13 protein-coding genes, 1 other RNA gene and 2 pseudogenes are annotated in these 15,879 nt (G+C 43.1%); 10 read left to right on the forward strand and 6 right to left on the reverse strand.

What is annotated here, in order from left to right:
- Positions 1-83: 83 nt before the first annotated feature.
- Positions 84-272: pseudogene (locus ACX5J7_RS05485) on the forward strand (metal-independent carbonic anhydrase family protein); the annotation flags it as partial.
- Here ACX5J7_RS05485 and ACX5J7_RS05490 read toward each other — a convergent pair.
- Both ACX5J7_RS05490 and ACX5J7_RS05495 read right to left on the reverse strand, forming a co-directional pair.
- Positions 240-2,219, reverse strand: coding sequence for a tetratricopeptide repeat-containing sulfotransferase family protein (locus ACX5J7_RS05490; protein WP_498706368.1), 1,980 nt, complete (start codon positions 2,217-2,219; stop codon positions 240-242). The pseudogene ACX5J7_RS05485 and the gene ACX5J7_RS05490 overlap by 33 nt on opposite strands.
- Before the next feature lie 164 nt (positions 2,220-2,383).
- On the reverse strand, positions 2,384-5,095 hold the full coding sequence (locus ACX5J7_RS05495; RefSeq protein WP_498706369.1) for a TonB-dependent receptor: 2,712 nt from the start codon (positions 5,093-5,095) through the stop codon (positions 2,384-2,386).
- Between the two features lie 323 nt (positions 5,096-5,418).
- Between ACX5J7_RS05495 and ACX5J7_RS05500 the strand changes: the two genes are divergently transcribed.
- Positions 5,419-7,389 carry a BCCT family transporter gene (locus tag ACX5J7_RS05500; RefSeq protein ID WP_012518306.1) on the forward strand — a complete coding sequence of 657 codons (1,971 nt, stop codon included), beginning with the start codon at positions 5,419-5,421 and terminating at the stop codon, positions 7,387-7,389.
- Positions 7,390-7,421: 32 nt separating this feature from the next.
- A complete protein-coding gene (locus tag ACX5J7_RS05505; RefSeq protein ID WP_012518305.1) occupies positions 7,422-7,898 on the forward strand; it encodes a MarR family winged helix-turn-helix transcriptional regulator in 477 nt (158 codons plus the stop codon).
- A 72-nt stretch (positions 7,899-7,970) separates the two neighbouring features.
- Here the strand turns inward: ACX5J7_RS05505 and ACX5J7_RS05510 are convergent, their stop codons facing one another.
- Together ACX5J7_RS05510 and ACX5J7_RS05515 are read right to left on the reverse strand one after the other, a co-directional pair.
- Positions 7,971-8,318, reverse strand: a complete 348-nt coding sequence (locus tag ACX5J7_RS05510; protein ID WP_012518304.1) for an RnfH family protein — start codon at positions 8,316-8,318, stop codon at positions 7,971-7,973.
- Complete coding sequence (locus ACX5J7_RS05515; protein ID WP_012518303.1) at positions 8,315-8,746, reverse strand: type II toxin-antitoxin system RatA family toxin; 432 nt, start codon at positions 8,744-8,746, stop codon at positions 8,315-8,317. The genes ACX5J7_RS05510 and ACX5J7_RS05515 overlap by 4 nt, the downstream gene beginning before the upstream one ends.
- 145 nt (positions 8,747-8,891) lie before the next feature.
- Here ACX5J7_RS05515 and smpB point away from each other — a divergent pair, with 145 nt between their 5' ends.
- Positions 8,892-9,371 carry an SsrA-binding protein SmpB gene (smpB, locus tag ACX5J7_RS05520; RefSeq protein ID WP_012518302.1) on the forward strand — a complete coding sequence of 160 codons (480 nt, stop codon included), beginning with the start codon at positions 8,892-8,894 and terminating at the stop codon, positions 9,369-9,371.
- 102 nt (positions 9,372-9,473) lie between these two features.
- On the opposite strand, the pseudogene ACX5J7_RS05525 reads toward smpB, so the two are convergent.
- Positions 9,474-10,696, reverse strand: a pseudogene (locus tag ACX5J7_RS05525) (NADH:flavin oxidoreductase/NADH oxidase family protein).
- 385 nt (positions 10,697-11,081) lie between these two features.
- Between ACX5J7_RS05525 and ssrA the strand changes: the two are divergent.
- The 3 genes from ssrA (at position 11,082) to ACX5J7_RS05540 (ending at position 13,707) form a co-directional block, all read left to right on the forward strand.
- Positions 11,082-11,441, forward strand: a transfer-messenger RNA (tmRNA) gene (gene ssrA, locus ACX5J7_RS05530).
- 227 nt (positions 11,442-11,668) lie between these two features.
- The gene (locus ACX5J7_RS05535) at positions 11,669-13,246 is read left to right on the forward strand and encodes a replication endonuclease (RefSeq protein ID WP_498706371.1); all 1,578 of its coding nucleotides are present in this window, start codon (positions 11,669-11,671) and stop codon (positions 13,244-13,246) included.
- An 89-nt stretch (positions 13,247-13,335) separates the two neighbouring features.
- Positions 13,336-13,707: a hypothetical protein gene (locus tag ACX5J7_RS05540; RefSeq protein ID WP_498706373.1), complete on the forward strand. Its 372-nt coding sequence runs from the start codon at positions 13,336-13,338 to the stop codon at positions 13,705-13,707.
- A 30-nt stretch (positions 13,708-13,737) separates the two neighbouring features.
- On the opposite strand, the gene ACX5J7_RS05545 is transcribed toward ACX5J7_RS05540, so the two are convergent.
- Entirely contained in the window at positions 13,738-14,667 is a 930-nt protein-coding gene (locus tag ACX5J7_RS05545) for a hypothetical protein (protein ID WP_498706374.1), read from the reverse strand.
- Positions 14,668-14,770: 103 nt separating this feature from the next.
- Here ACX5J7_RS05545 and xisR point away from each other — a divergent pair, with 103 nt between their 5' ends.
- Genes xisR through ACX5J7_RS05560 form a run of 3 tightly spaced genes read left to right on the forward strand, consistent with a single transcriptional unit; the run spans position 14,771 to position 15,870 of the window.
- The gene (xisR, locus tag ACX5J7_RS05550) at positions 14,771-14,947 is read left to right on the forward strand and encodes an excisionase family protein (RefSeq protein WP_062087227.1); all 177 of its coding nucleotides are present in this window, start codon (positions 14,771-14,773) and stop codon (positions 14,945-14,947) included.
- Between the two features lie 4 nt (positions 14,948-14,951).
- Positions 14,952-15,650, forward strand: coding sequence for a tyrosine-type recombinase/integrase (locus tag ACX5J7_RS05555; protein WP_498706375.1), 699 nt, complete (start codon positions 14,952-14,954; stop codon positions 15,648-15,650).
- Positions 15,574-15,870, forward strand: a complete 297-nt coding sequence (locus ACX5J7_RS05560; protein ID WP_498706376.1) for a site-specific integrase — start codon at positions 15,574-15,576, stop codon at positions 15,868-15,870. Before ACX5J7_RS05555 ends, ACX5J7_RS05560 begins: the two co-directional genes overlap by 77 nt.
- Positions 15,871-15,879: the final 9 nt, after the last annotated feature.

Consider the following 15,879-nt stretch of genomic DNA (forward strand, 5'->3'; position numbering starts at 1 on the left):
AACGTTGTAACGTCGAAAATTGAAAATTAGATTAAGAATGGTTAACATTTTTTAATGTCTAATGCGTAACAGCTTACCTAAATGGAAAGGTGCTATTCAAACCTACGCTTAACTTTGGCTCTCAAACATGTCGCCTAACGAAAGAAGGCGCTGTATCTTATTTCTTAGGCGGTAGTAGCGACTATCCAAACGACATTGACTTTAAGACAGCCATGACCTTTTTTACTTTTGTCTATCACTCAATTATTTGTCACCGATGTGTTTCCACCTAGCGCTTGTTTTAGGTCAGCTAAATAGTTATCAAAAGGTTTCCACTGCCCCATTCCTGTTTTATAGATAGGTTGGCGAACCTGTTCAGAACTTGGCGTTTTAATAACCCGCTTAGTTTGGTGAAATGCTAAACATGCTTCTTCAAAGTCTAACCCACAAAAATCTAGGATACGGTTGACCTGGCCTTCTAAATCGTCTAATACCTCTTCGTGCTGTACGGTAAGAATCTCTCCCGGCAGCACCGCGTGCCAGTGTTCCATAAGCTTTTCATAAGCTTTGTAATAGCGCCCAATATCGGAAAGCGAGTAGCTAAATTCCTGCCCTTCACCGAATAGCTGCTTAAAGCCGCTAAAGCAGCAGTCCATAGGATTTCTTCGCGCATCGATAATTTTAGCGTTAGGCAGTATCTTCTTAATTAGGCCAATATGAATAAAGTTATTGGGCATTTTATCGATGAACAATGGTGCGCCTTGTCGGTAAGCACGTGTTTGCTCGATATAACGCGCGCCAAGCTTTTCAAGCGTTTCTCCATCTAACGCATTAACGTTCAAAGGATAAGGCGTCTTTTGATGACTTAACGATGAAGCAATGCCCAATATATCGTGAAGCTCCATGGTGCCATCGACTTTTGAGTGTGACGCGAGAATTTGCTCCAATAACGTTGAGCCTGCACGCGGCAAGCCAACAATAAAGATAGGGTCAGGCGCTTGGAAACCTTCTGCCTTATTAAAGTCTTCACTTGAAAAAGCGCGCTGCTGTGCGTTTAGCGCTTCCTCTGTCCTTGCAATATCAAATTGAAGGGTGCTGCGCTTTAAGCTGTTTCCTTGCTGGTAATAGTTGAAGGCTTTGCTAGCCTCTCCCCGGTCTTCAAGCCCTTTACCTAGGGCAAAGCACACATGTATTTTATCTTCTAACTTTATAGCATTGCTGTTTAGCTGTTCAGACATTTGCGCAAGTAGTGCGTCACTAAACTTATAGGTTTTCGTGTTTGCGAGGCTCCAATAGGCGTCGCCGTAGTCACTGGCATAGTCTATGGCCTTTTCGTACGCAGTAACCGCATCAGGCGTATCCCCTTTTGCTTTTAACGCATGGCCAAGCGATACCCACACTTTGGGTCTATCCGGGTTTTCTGCAAGTACATCATGGTAAACAGCAATTGCCTCGTCTAATTGCCCTACACCAACAAGCGCATGGGCCAAACTGGTTTTTATACTAAAGCTAGTGGGGTTATGCTTTAACCTTTGGCGAGCCACTTGTACCGCCTCTGGAAACTTACCTAACTTAGACAGCACATTTTGATAGGCTAAGGCTGCTTTTTCATTATCTGGATAAAGCTCTACGCAGCTTTCTAAAAGAAACTCAGCGTCGCTATATACCTTAAGTTGCATGCCTATTTCAGCAAGTAGCATCATTGCTTCGGGGTGGTGCTTGTGCTTGGTCAGAAACTGCCGGCATACCTGCTCTGCAGCAGCGAACTGCTTTTCGTACATAAGGTCGTAAGCCCCTAATACAGGCGCTGGTAGCGACTGCAAGTGCGCTATTTGCTTGGTTGCCATTTGTACCGCAGTGGCATCATTGTGACGTTGATAAATTGACAGCAGTTTTTTCCAACTGCTGATTAGCGCGGGATTAAAATGCGTTGCTTTAAAAAACGCGCTCGACGCTTCTTTACGGTTGCCCTTCGCTTCATGACAATAAGCAAGCTCTTGATACGCCCTGCCGTAATCGGGAGAAAGTGAAAGCAGTACGTTGATATGACGAAAGGCCTCATCATATTGCTTTGCCATTCTATGTGTAACCGCTGCAAGATAATGGACTTCTAAGCGTTGCTGCTCGCTAAGCGACGTGGACAATAGGTGTTCAACGCGTTCATTGGCTAATAAGAATTGAGCGCGTTGCAGCGCTTGTTTAATAGCGCGTATTTCATGTTGGATATCTTCTGGTGTCATAGCCTTCGTTATAATTCTTAGTAGCGCCTGTTTGCAGTGCTGTTAATTCGATGAAATTAATAGTACCTAATTCTTCAAGCATTAGTAATGAAAACGGCAGACGTAAAGTCTGCCGTTTAAACGCTTTTACATGATTAATTTATAATATTAATCATCGCTTACTATTAATAATAATCGTAAGAGAAGCGTAAGCCGATAGTACGTGGACGATTCGTCACGACTTTAGGCGTGTACTGCTGGGTATCGATATTTAAGATAGCCGACTTGTCGAAAACATTGTCGATAAACGCTTCAACTTTCCAGCTTTCATACGACATACCCACTGAAACGTTACCAATTACGTAACTTTCTTGGATATAACGACCACCGCGAATGGTTTCACCGTCTGCGCCTGGGTAGGTCGCACCGTTAAACACTTCACCTTCGTCTTCAATCTTCAATCCAGAACCTGTACCGTAAATCAAGCGCGTGGCATCTTCCATGGCGTAGGCATTCATGACCATGCCAGCAAGGCGATCGCCAGTGTACGTAAGTGATGCATTAACGAAACCTTCTTTACCGCCATCTAGCTCAAAGAAGTAACGAGCACTAATGTTTCCAGAGAAGTCTGCAGAGTACGGTAATTTGCTACCCACCCCTGCTGCAATGCCTTCAAGTTCAGAGTTGATACTGACTAGTTCAGTATCTAACACGCTGAACGCTGCGTTAATAACTAGGTTATCAGAGGCCAACCACGTTATATCTGCATCAATACCTTTAACTTCTGCATCACCTACGTTATCGGTAAATACCAAGAAGCTGATGTTGGTAGGGTCGAAGCGAGAGGTCTGCAAGTCTGAAATTTCTGAGTAATAACCGGTTGCGTTGACACGTAAGATACCGTCTAAGAAATCACCTTTAAGGCCAATTTCATAGTTATCGAGGGTATCTGTGGTTGAATAAACCGGCACGCGGAAATCTGCAAACGCGCCCGTGTTATTCGCTGCTGCGTCACCACCTAAACGGTTGGTTACCGGTGGTCGGAAACCTTCTGAATAGTTTGCGAATAACAATACGTTTTCGTTTACTTTCCAATCTAGACCAAATTTGAAGATAGTGTCGTCTACGGTTAACACACCGTCGTCACCCAACAAGCCTATATCTAGAGAACCGTCTTGTATTGCGTCTACAACACCTTGACCGTCAAGGTCTAGGTCATCGTAAACTGCTGGGTCTAAAACGCCTTGACCATAGGCTTCTAAACGACTTGTTACGTCACGGGTAGACGTTGCACCACGGTAAATATCATCAATCTGATACCAGCGAGCACCAACGGTAGCCGTTACTGTGTCGGTAATTTCATAACCCAATTGACCAAATACTGCGATTTGCTCAATAGTATGGGTAACGTCGTTAACAAAACTGATTTCTGGCGAGAAAGGACCGCCGTCGCTGTTAATACCGCGATCGCCTGCAAGCGCGTTCCACGAACTTGCTAAGTTCTCGAAAATCTCGGGGCTAGCAATTTTGAACTGACCTACTGAACCCACTTCTTGTTCATCGTAGAACACACCTGCGGTTAGCTGCCATGGTGTATCCATGGTTGTGCTGAAGCGTAGCTCGTGGGTTAAGCGAGTGCTTGTGGTGTCTTCTTTGTAATACTTGCTTGGGTCAAGACAACGTGCGTCATCTGGATTATCTGGTGTTTCATAGTGCGTACACACGTAATATGCCGAAAACAAACCACCGTTTGTGTAACCCGTGTAGTCGGTAAGGGTGTCAATTTCGCGATCTAAGTAACCGCCGGTGTAAACCACATCGAGTTTTTCAAGGCGGCCGTTCAGCGTCCACGTTGTTAAACCGAATTCATCAGAATTTTCATCGCTTTGAAAGCGAATTGCAGAGCTTTCACCCTCTACCGTTGGGTCGTATGCAAATACACCTTCGGTGTCGAGCGTTTGCTCGGTGTGCTGAACCAACAAATCCCAATCTTCATTGATAATGTAAGACAAGCCGAAACGCGCACCTGAATAAACCGCATCGTTAAAGTTATCTTCTACATGCTCACTGTTTCTTGGCGTTACTACCGCAGCTTCGCTTCGATTAAAGCCGTTAATTTCACGACGTGTATCCATATCAGCAGGGTCTATACCTTGAGCCTGAAGCGCACCACCTGATATACGGTCGATAACCACAGCACTACCGATATAGCCGCCGTTGTTTGGGTCGTTTTCGATATTGTCTATCCAACCACCTTGGCTTTCGTTATACGCAGCAACACGAAGAGCTAAGTTGTCGGTTGGCGTAACGTTAAAGTAGGCTTCAACCGTATTGCTCATATCTCCGCCTTTAGTAGTGGAAATACTGGTATCAAAACCAGCGGCGAAACCAGAATGGTCGGGTTTATTGGTAATAAGTCGAACAGTACCTGCCTGTGAGCTGGCGCCGAATAACGTACCTTGTGGCCCGGGGAGTACTTCTACACGCTCTACATCGGTAGCGAAAATATCTAAGTTTCGACCGGCCATGGAAACAGGCATTTCATCAAGATAGAAAGCGACAGACGGCTGAAGCGCTTGGACCGATGAAAGGGTAATACTTGATTGGGTGGTAGCAGCGCCGCGAATGTAAATTTCGTTTTGGCCTGGGCCCGTCCCCTGGAATACAACGTTAGGTAAAAACTCTACGTAGTCTTGGAAATTATCAATACCAAGATTTTCTAGCGCTTTTCCGTCAAGTGCAGAAACCGCAACAGGTACGTCTTGAATTGATTCACTTCGTTTTGTGGCGGTAACTTCAATGGTTTCAAGTTTAGCGGGCGCGCCCGTATCCTGCGCCGCCAGAGAGGTGGATGCCAGTGCAGCGACGATTGCACAGCTAAGCTGAGTTTTTCGCATTTGTGTGTGTTTCCTTCAGTTGTTTTTTTATTTCTTCGGATTGTGTTTAGTTAATACACATATCAAAAAGATCATATATTACAATACACCAACTAATTTTAATTTCTACTCTAACGATTAATAATTAACCTAAAGTTGCGAAAACATAACCCAAAGTCTAATTAACAGGGCATTTTCTTCACCCAAAATTAAGTTTGATGGATAAGTGCAGTACAAATGCATACAAATCGAATTATTTCATCTGATGTTTATAAAAAGTGCTCCATGCTGTATATTTCAACGTATTAACCTAAATTCAAACAAAGGTGAAAGGAAATTACTGCGTGACTGAGACAGAAAATAAATCTCCACTCAACAAGCCGGTGTTTTTAACATCGTCTGCCTTAATAATCTGTTTACTTATTTTCGCTGCTGGTACGCCTGAACTAGCAGACAGTATCTTCCAAAAATTGCAGGATGTAATCGTATCTAACGGTAGTTGGTTTTACGTATTAACGGTTACGATTATTGTTCTCGCAGTAGTGTATTTAGGGATGTCTCGCTACGGGGAAATTAAACTGGGCCCTGACCACGCTACGCCAGAATTTAGCTTTGGCACCTGGCTTAGTATGCTGTTTGCTGCAGGTATGGGTATCGGACTCATGTTCTTTGGTGTAGCTGAACCATTAATGCACTTTATGGCCCCGCCCACTGCACAGGCAGAAAGTATAGACGCCGTACGAGAAGCCATGAAAACCACCTTTTTCCATTGGGGTATTCACGCTTGGGCTATTTATGCAGTGGTAGCGCTTATACTCGGCTACTTTGCCTACCGACAGAACTTACCTCTAACGCTTCGTTCTGCGCTTTACCCACTTATCGGCGACCGGATTTACGGTTGGCCAGGCCATGTGGTTGATATATTTGCCGTTACTTCGACGGTATTTGGTATTTCAACGTCTCTTGGTTTTGGCGCATCGCAAGTTAATGCTGGCTTTAACTATTTGTTTGGTTTGCCTTCTAATACAGGCGTTCAAATTGCCATTATGGCCGGTGTGGTTGGCTTAGCAGTAATTTCAGTTACCACTGGACTGGACAAAGGTATTCGTCGCCTTTCAGAAACCAACATGGTGCTGGCTATTATCCTACTGTTAATCGTGTTGTTTTTAGGTCCAACGGTATTTTTGCTACAGGCCTTTATGCAAAATACTGGCGCATACCTGTCTGACATTGTGAGAAACACTTTTAACTTATACACCTATGAGAAAACTGACTGGATTGGTGGCTGGACCATCTTTTACTGGGGCTGGTGGTTAGCATGGGCGCCTTTCGTAGGCCTGTTTATAGCGCGTATTTCATTCGGCCGTACTATTCGCGAATTCGTTATCGGTGTACTACTTATCCCTTCAGCGTTTACCCTATTTTGGATGACCATATTCGGTAACGGTGCTATCGACCAAGTTTTGGTACAAGGAAAAGATGTACTTGCTCAAATGGTTAACGACGATACCTCCGTCGCACTATTTGTATTTTTAGAACAGTTTCCTTTTTCTTCAGTACTGAGCTTTATCGCCGTACTTATGGTGATTATATTCTTTGTAACCTCGTGTGATTCAGGCGCAATGGTAGTCGACATGCTGTGTTCACACGGTGAAAACAACACCCCACTATGGCAACGTGTTTACTGGGCAGTTGGTGTAGGTATTGTGAGTTCTATACTTCTATATGCTGGCGGATTAGGTGCACTTCAAACCATGACTATTGCCGCTGCACTGCCATTTGCTATTGTCTTGCTTATTGCCATATCCGGGCTATTGAAAGCACTGCGTATAGAATCTTATAAGCGAGAAAGCTTAATGGTGCTGGCAGGCTCGCCACAGCATAGTGACTCTGACAAAAACTGGAAAGAACGATTAGAAAACATTGTTACCTTCCCAGATGAGAAAGCGGTAAGACGCTACATCAACAAGGTGGTTAAACCTGCCATGACTGAAGTTGGTGAAGAGTTTAAAGAACAGCAATTCGATGTAAGAATTGAGGATACCGAGGAAGCTCTTACCTTAACAGTCGAATTAGGAGGAGACCCGGAATTCGTTTATGCGGTGTATCCAACGTCGACAGAACAGCCTGAATTTGGTCCAACTGACACACCAAGACTGGACGAAAACGAAAAGGCCACGTACTATCGCGCCGAAGTACACCTAAGTGAAGGTGGTCAAAACTATGACATTATGGGCTGGTCGAAAATTTCGGTTATTAATGACGTGATCGATCACTATCATAAACACCAACATTTTATTCATTTGCTTAAGTAACCCTAAAGGGTTGCGCATTTGTTGGAAGTAACATGCGAAAAGAAGAAGAACTATTAGTGGCACTACGGCGCGTAATTCGCGCTGTAGACCTACGCAGCAAGCAGCTAAGCAAACACGTGGGGCTAACAGGCCCGCAGCTATTGGTTATGCAGAACATTGAAGAGCGCCCTGGTATTATGGTGCGCGAAATTGCAGAGAATATTAACTTAAGCCCTGCAACTATTACCAATATTCTGGATAGGCTAGAATCACGGGATTTAGCGACTCGCATTAGAAGTACGCAAGACAAAAGAAAGGTCGGCGTTTTCTTAACCGAACGCGGTAAGGAAGCGGTAGTGGATGCACCTCGTCCGTTACAAGAGCATTTCGTTGAGCGCTTTTCTCAGCTAAAAGAATGGGAACAAAGCCAAATGGTAGCAACCGTTCAGCGTATCGCTAGCATGATGGATGCAGAAGACATCGACGCCTCACCTTTCTTGGAACTAGGCAGCATTTCAGAAAAAAGCTAAATAGTATTCTTCTTAACAAAATGGCCTTCAATTTGAAGGCCATTTTTATTTCTGTTGTTAATTAGAAAGCAATTAAGACTTCGCCTTAAGCGGGTTTACTTTCCCGCCCGTTACCTTATCAGCCCTGCCCTCTTCCTTTGCTTTTTCAGCCCTGCGCTTGCGTATCTCTTTCGGGTCGGCAATAAGCGGTCTATAAATTTCAATACGATCGCCGTCTGACAGGGTATCGCGAAGCTTAACCACGCGACTCCAAATGCCAACTTTAGCGGCCTTTAAATCAATTTCTGGAAACTGCTCGGTAATGTTTGAAGCAGCAATCCCCTCTTCAACCGTCGCGTTTTCGTGAATAGCCACTTCTACAATGGCTTGCTTGGTGGGCAATGCATAGGCAACTTCAATATTAATGAGTTTATTGCTCATGCGTAAACGCTCCTAGCACGCTCAGTGAACGCAGTAACCATACTTGTGGCTAAGCTATTAAACACTTTTCCAAACGCCATTTCAGCCAACTTATTGCTGAATTCGAACTCTAAATTAAGTTCAATTTTGCAGGCCTCTTCAGAAAGCGCAGAGAACGTCCATCCACCTGTTAGTGAGCGAAACGGCCCATCGATAAGTTGCATCTGAATGCTCTTGCCTGGCTCTAACACGTTGTGGGTAGTAAACCACTGTTTTATACCTGCCTTGGCCACTAATAAAGAAGCCTTCATGCTTTGCGTAGATGTGTCGAGAATTTTGCTATCGGTACAACCTGGTAAAAACTCAGGGTAAGAAGCTACATCGTTTACTAAGTTAAACATGGCTTCTGCGCTATGTGCTACCAGCGCGCTTCTATGAATACTTGGCATTGATTCCACTACTATTAAAACTATTGGCGGCATTGTATCACAGAAAAATTGCTTCGCTTGTATTCGGTTTTGAACCAAATGCCCCCATATGAGTTATTAATGACAACTAAAGACATTCCCCCGAACAATCAGTATAATAGCGAGTATGAAAAAGAACAAAGCCAACAAAAACACCTCTGGAAATATCGCGCAAAATAAAAAGGCGCGTCACGACTATTTTCTAGAAGACAAGTTCGAAGCAGGTCTGGAGCTTCAGGGGTGGGAAATTAAAAGTATTCGCGCAGGTAAAGTTAATATCACTGACGCGTACATTATTATTCAAAACGCCGAAGCGTATTTAGTGGGCTGTAGAATTAGTCCGTTGAATCAGGCCTCTACCCACGTGGTTGCAGCACCAGAGCGCGCCCGCAAACTGCTGCTAAAGAAACGTGAAATAGATCGCTTAATGGGTGCTCGAGACCGCCAGGGTTACTCTATTGTCGCTACTTCCATGTATTGGAAGAAATGTTGGGTGAAGCTAGAAATTCACTTAGCTAAAGGTAAGCACGCCCACGATAAGCGCGACACCTTAAAAGACAAAGACTGGCAGCGCCAGAAAGAACGGATGATGAAACACAGCGTTTAACGCTGTGTTTTTCTATTCGCTGTAGCAAATAAATCACTAAGCCCTTGGTTTTCTTTTTGGCGGAGCGAATCAACTAACAGCTGAGTGTGCCCTTAAGTTGCATTAATTCACGTCTCGCTTTGTCATTTTCTTGCGGTGCAACATATCTAGAATAAGGCTCCACAGCGGAGAAGGGTTTCTTAGCGTTGTTAAATTATTTCCTAAACGCCTTAACTGTCTTCGCACCATAGCCATATTGGCAAGACTGGCAAGGGATTTATCTTTCCAAGCGCAATGGGGAATAATGCCTGAATAACTCCATTCCTGTTGCCATTTCTTTGCAAGATCAGGCGTAATGGCGAGCGCACTGGCTAAACCTACAGTTCGCAGCCTTGCTGAATTACCCGCTCGGCAACTTCAGCGCGCTTAATACCACCTGTGGTCATAAGTGGAATGTCGGTTTTACTTTCCAGTGCATGCGCAAATTCAAGAAAATAGGCTTCTCGTGCCAATGTAGTATCGTCGCGGGTTTGACCTTGCATCGCTGGCGCTTCGTAGCTACCACCAGAAAGTTCAACCACATCCACTCCAAGCGCTTCAAGGCGATTAACCACCTCACACGCATCATCAAAAGAAAAACCGTTCTTCTGAAAATCAGCAGAATTAAGCTTAACCATCACAATGAAATCTTTGGCACACACTGCACGTACTTGGCTGACGATATTTATTAATAAACGAGCGCGATTGATTATAGAACCGCCCCACTCGTCTTGACGCTGATTGGTTAGCGGAGATAAAAACTGAGTAAGTAAATAACCGTGAGCAGCGTGAATTTCCACACCGTCAAACCCTGCTTTTTCGGCCTGCTTAGCGGTTTGTACAAAGCGTTTGCACACGTCGTGGATATCTTGGCAAGTCATTTCGCGAGGTTGAGCAAAGAGCTTCGAATGCTTACCCATATCAAGCGGAACCGCTGAAGGAGCTATCGCTTTTCCCTTCATCGCTTTAAATACCTGCCGGCCTGGGTGATTAATTTGCATTACGGCAAGCGCGCCGTTCGACTTAATAATCTTTGCCCACTTTTCAAATGGCGCAAGTTCGGTTTCGCTTTCAAGTGCAACGCCACCAGGCCCTGTCATCGCCGCCTTATCGACCATCACATTTCCAGTGATCACCATACCCAAATTGCCGTGAGCCCAATATCGATACAAAGCGTAGAGCGACTCGCCGGGTAAATTACCCATACTCGACATGTTTTCTTCCATAGCGGCTTTAACAAGACGGTTACGCACCGTTATGCCGCATGGCAAATTATAGGGGGAATACAATATGGATTCTGAAGACATTTACACTACTAGCCTTTTATTTATGCTCACGTACTTTAATGGTTATTAGCGCTAATTGCATCCTTGCACACGCACTTTTACCCTAAATAATTTGCTAAAAGTTTCGACAGCAAGTGCACAACTTGTGGCTTACATACCTGCCTTTTATACAGTTTGCATACTGCACCCCTTGAAAAATAAGCCGCCGCCCCTATATATAAAACAATTCGATAGTAAGCCAAGTGAACACCAGTCGCGTACTTACGTTTAATATGAGGCGGTAAGCGGTTGAATTGCTAGATATATTTTTTGTTTGAAATATAGCCAAACCCTTAAAATTTATAGCAATTTTAAAAAGAAACCGTTTAACACTGAGACATTTGTGTTATTATTGAAAATCACACTCGGGGCTGATTAGGATTCGACAGGATCTAGGAAGCCGGAGGTGCATGCAGAGGAGCGGTTGGCCTCTTAAAAAAGCCGCATTTAAATAGTCGCAAACGACGAAACTTACGCACTAGCCGCTTAATAACCGGTATAGGCCCTTCCACCCTAGTCTTTTCCTGCTAGCGGGGATTCGGAAGGTCATCCAAGTAGGATAGCGAGGGAACCTTGTCTGAGGGTGAACCGCGAAATAGTATCAGGCCAGCTGCAAGGAAATCCTGTTTGTCGGAGTTCCAAGCAGTTAAATAAATGACAAACTAAGCATGTAGTACCAAAGGTAGACATTTTCTGGACGCGGGTTCAAATCCCGCCAGCTCCACCAATTCCAGAAGCGGTCTAGACCAATCTAGACCGCTTCCCCCCTTTAAATTCGTCACTTCTGGCGATACCAATCAAAACCAACCACAGGTCTCTAACGGTCTTAACAGGGCTGTAAAGTGTCGCGAATCTGTACCTGAATGTCGCGAGACTGTCACTTCTCCCGAACAAATCACTTATGGTTTAGGTACGCGGGAATGTCATAAATTTCGTGCTGAATTATTTAGTGCAATGCCCTCAATTGCCTATGACGCCGCGCACAAATACGTAAAAATTTCAAAGCAAGCAAGTTATGTTCAAGCAAACCTGTTTCTCTCAAACCTCAGCAAAGAGCTTCAAATAGCTGACTTGAATCTTTCAAAAGATATTCGTGAACTCAAGCTTTTTGCCAAGCAGAAAGCCAACCAATGCTTGAGGAATACCGCTCACCTAACTACTGAACAAGCTTTTGACTACTGCTTAAACAAATTTGAAAAATACGGTTTCTCTATTCCATGTGATATGACACATGTGGAAGCCCTCACACTGTTTAGAACTGAAAAGTTTTGGTTTAACAAATTCAAAACGCTGGCTACGCAAAAAATGGAATCAATTAGACGCCAGCTTGATTTAGTAAATCAGTCGAAAAGCGCTTATTGCAGCGACGAAAGACTCAGACAACACCAGTGGGAAAAAGCGCAAGCAGAAGAATACATGCAAAACAAATGGTTTTGCAGCGCAGATGGTGAATATGTCTCCATGCTTGATGTATACAATTCTAACGTATCAAACCCCAAAGTAAGACGCGCTGAATTAATGGTGAGGATTAAAGGCACTGAGGAATACTCACAACTGCAAAAGCATGAGAGTTGGTTTTACACGCTTACCACACCCTCCAAGTATCATTCCCATTATCCGTCAGGTAAGCCCAACCCTAAATACAAAGCATACTCGGTAAAAGATGCTAATGATTACCTTAACGGGCAATGGCAAAAGGCACGCGCTCAGTTTGACAGAGAAAACATCACAGTTTACGGGATACGCGTTGTTGAACCACATCATGATGGAACACCACATTGGCATTTGATGCTATTTATGCCACCACATCATTCAGCCAGAGTTACAGAAATACTCCATCAGTATGCTTTAGAACAAGATACAAATGAACGTGGTGCGGCAAAGAATCGCTTTAAGGCTGAGAAAATAACAAGCGATAAAGGCTCTGCACAAGCGTACATCGCTAAGTACATTTGTAAAAACATAGATGGTGAATTTCTAGATACTGACACCTACGGAAACGATGCAAAAGTATCAGCATCAAAAATTACTGCATGGGCTTCGCTTTACAATATCAGACAGTTTCAATTCTTTGGATTACCCTCAGTTTCATTGTGGCGGCAACTCAGAAAAATCAATCATGCCATCGACGATATTGAATTGAACAAGCTAAGACAATCCGCTGACGCATCTGATTGGCTAGCCTACTTATTGATGATGGGTGGCACTAATATTCGCAAATCTGAACGCCCTTTCGCCATAGAATATGAAAAGCAATTAAAAGAACTGTATGAGCATATCGAGCCTGACAGCCTGTCTAAACATGCATATAACAATGTTCCCAAAACAATCTTATCTGTTTCCGCAAGATACCCCATCGAAAACAAACAATGGCTGCTTTTGGAATCACCCGCTGAACGAGTTGACAGTCCGCCCTTCCCTTGGGAAGGACGGACTGTTGACGAAGTCTCAGGGGGTAGCCGAAGGCAGTTGGGAGGGCCTCCGCCCTGCGGGGAGGGGCCCAAAAGCCGAAGGCGTCTTGGACTTGTGTAAATAACTGTACTGAAACTAAACCACCATATAAAGAGAATAGAAAATGAAAGACCCGTTAAGCATTCCATAATTGTGGAAGTGGAAAAAAATTGAAAGATTGTTGTCTTTTCGGACGAAACAAAACCGCAAACACCAGCATCTTCGATAGCAATAACGCACCTGACTACACTGGCGTTTCTGTATTCTATGGCTTTCGCTCACAACTCAAAGACGTTAACCCATTTGAAATAGACTTTGAAACAGCTTGTTGTCAAGTAATACAAGCCAATAAGTATCTTGCTGATACTCACAATACAATGATTCAGTTCCAAATGTTAAAGCCTGGCGACTGGTATGTCATGGGTAAAGAGGACGGACAAATGAAATATAGCTTTCGTTTCGACAACGAAGTTGAAGCAATGGAAGTCGCAAAAGAAAAGTTCCACGCAGTTAGATTCTTGCAAATGCCAGAGTTCGTTTGACTCTGGCCCGTTCTTTAACAATTTGACTTATTAGCGTAAGAACTTACCCGTTTTTGTAACGTGGTCAAAAGAGTAAATATGCTCAGTAGGTGCAACAGTGCATTTACCGATAAAGCGTCCATTAAACTCTTTGCTTTTTTCTATGACAATATTTTCACCACAAATACCGCACTGAGCTTCGAAGGTCACAGCTTGCATTTTGAGTGAAACATTACCGTCTTTTCGCTCTTTATAAAGCACAAGCAAAGCGTTTTTAGTTCGAATTGGAGCCATTAACGTGGGCAATTCGGTTATACCTTTATCGAGAATTTCTTTTAGCTTTAAAAGCAAATAAGCACTTGGAAAGAAAGTCGTAATCAAGGCTAGTTCCAAAACTCGTTCATCCAAATTAAGGACATCGAGTAAAGTAAGAATTGCTATTAAACTTAGTAGTATCAAAACACAAGAAACAATCATTACTTTGGACAGCTTTAACTCCATATCTAAGAAAGGTTCGGTTATCGGGTACACCTTTGGAAGCTGTATTGCAGAGTACTGAACATTTAAATTTTCGCCATTAAAGTTGTAGGTCGTGTTCTTAGTTTGTGTAACTGACAAACTAATTTGTGTTTTTCGACCTCCAGTAGAAGATTCAACAATCAAAGAAAGCGGTGATTTTCCATGTTCCTTTAGCTTTGTATTTAATGAGCTCGTTATCGCGAAACACTCATTTGTAACTTTCATGTGTCTTCGTATATCAGCAGACGCTTTAACGCTATCAACCTCTTTGCCCCATACTTCTTTGTATATTTCTAAGTAATCGAAGTAAATATCCTTTAAACCGACACCCTCGTTGATATAGCCAAGAGAGAGTTCACAGACTGCCCTTGCTATTTCCTCACCCTTTTTAAGAAGTTTTTCATTAGTTTCGAAGTGTCCTAAGGCAATTTCAATAGAACTCTTAAGCTCTTGTATATCCATAATATTTTGAGACTGTGTAACCTGTTCCCTACCCGTTAGGCATCTGTTTTACCAGACCATTGAAGACCAATCTAGTACTTCATTTATACGGGAGTACAAATTTATGAGCGGATTAGTCACAACAGACAAGCTTTCAGAAATGACGGGCTATACGAAAGAAGCGATTCGGATGAAAGTTAAAAAAGGGGTTTGGATAAAGCAACAACACTACCTAAAAGCCCCTGACGGAAGGCTAATTTTTATCGTCGAAATGATTTACCAGTGGATGAGAGGAGAGTAAGTAAATGAGTGTTAAAGAAGTGAGTGGTGGATACGTTATAGATTTCACACTGAACCATGAGCGATTCAGAGAAACAATCCCAGCACCACACAATAAAACTGCTGCAAAAAGAATCGAGGAACAAGAAGCTATATACAAAATGGCGATCTCTCTAAACGATAAAGCTATAGCTAGCCGCTTTCCAAACAGCAAGATAATACAAAAAGCTTTTGATACTGGCTGTAATTTTACTATCCACGACTATTCAAATATTTGGTTCAAACAGAAACAGCGAAACTGGTCACATACTACTATTAGAGGATATTCACAAAAGTATAACTCATACATCAAACCCAATTGGGGCCATTTACTGTTGACTGAATTTAAAGCCAGTATGTTTGATGAATGGGCATCAGAAAGCTCGCTTTCTGGTAAATCAATTAATGAAACAAGAAACGTCATTAAGCAAATTTTTACTAGAGCATTTATGGACCAAGTGATAGACAAAGATCCAACAGTCTATATCGAACGTTACAAGCAAATTACTAACGAGCCCATACCTTTTACTGAACAAGAAATAGAAAAAAATCCTAACCGTACTCGAGCCCCCATATCGAGAGTATTTTCAATTTGCATTTTATACAGGTTTGCGGACTGGAGAACTGCTTGGTCTTCGATGGGAAGATCTGGACCTAGCGAACAAGTTGGCTCATATAAGAGTTAACCTTACGGGAGGAACTGAGAAGGTACCGAAAACGAAAGGAAGTATTCGCTCAATTGAACTACATAACTATGCTGTTGATGCTTTGAGAACAATCAAGTCTTCTGAATACTATGATTTAAAAAGAGTATTTATTGACCCTCGAACTATGAAAGAGTACAAATATGCTGACGGGTTAAGAAAATATATGACGTGGTCAACCAAAATTGACCAACCCAGTTAAGCTACTTTT

Source organism: Alteromonas infernus, assembly GCF_902705815.1.

Coding starts and splice junctions, on each gene's coding strand:
- ACX5J7_RS05490 (WP_498706368.1), bottom strand. CDS start 2,219: ATGACACCAGAAGATATCCAACATGAAATACGCGCTATTAAACAAGCG.
- ACX5J7_RS05495 (WP_498706369.1), bottom strand. CDS start 5,095: ATGCGAAAAACTCAGCTTAGCTGTGCAATCGTCGCTGCACTGGCATCC.
- ACX5J7_RS05505 (WP_012518305.1), top strand. CDS start 7,422: ATGCGAAAAGAAGAAGAACTATTAGTGGCACTACGGCGCGTAATTCGC.
- ACX5J7_RS05510 (WP_012518304.1), bottom strand. CDS start 8,318: ATGAGCAATAAACTCATTAATATTGAAGTTGCCTATGCATTGCCCACC.
- ACX5J7_RS05515 (WP_012518303.1), bottom strand. CDS start 8,746: ATGCCAAGTATTCATAGAAGCGCGCTGGTAGCACATAGCGCAGAAGCC.
- smpB (WP_012518302.1), top strand. CDS start 8,892: ATGAAAAAGAACAAAGCCAACAAAAACACCTCTGGAAATATCGCGCAA.
- ACX5J7_RS05535 (WP_498706371.1), top strand. CDS start 11,669: ATGCCCTCAATTGCCTATGACGCCGCGCACAAATACGTAAAAATTTCA.
- ACX5J7_RS05545 (WP_498706374.1), bottom strand. CDS start 14,667: ATGGATATACAAGAGCTTAAGAGTTCTATTGAAATTGCCTTAGGACAC.
- xisR (WP_062087227.1), top strand. CDS start 14,771: ATGAGCGGATTAGTCACAACAGACAAGCTTTCAGAAATGACGGGCTAT.
- ACX5J7_RS05555 (WP_498706375.1), top strand. CDS start 14,952: ATGAGTGTTAAAGAAGTGAGTGGTGGATACGTTATAGATTTCACACTG.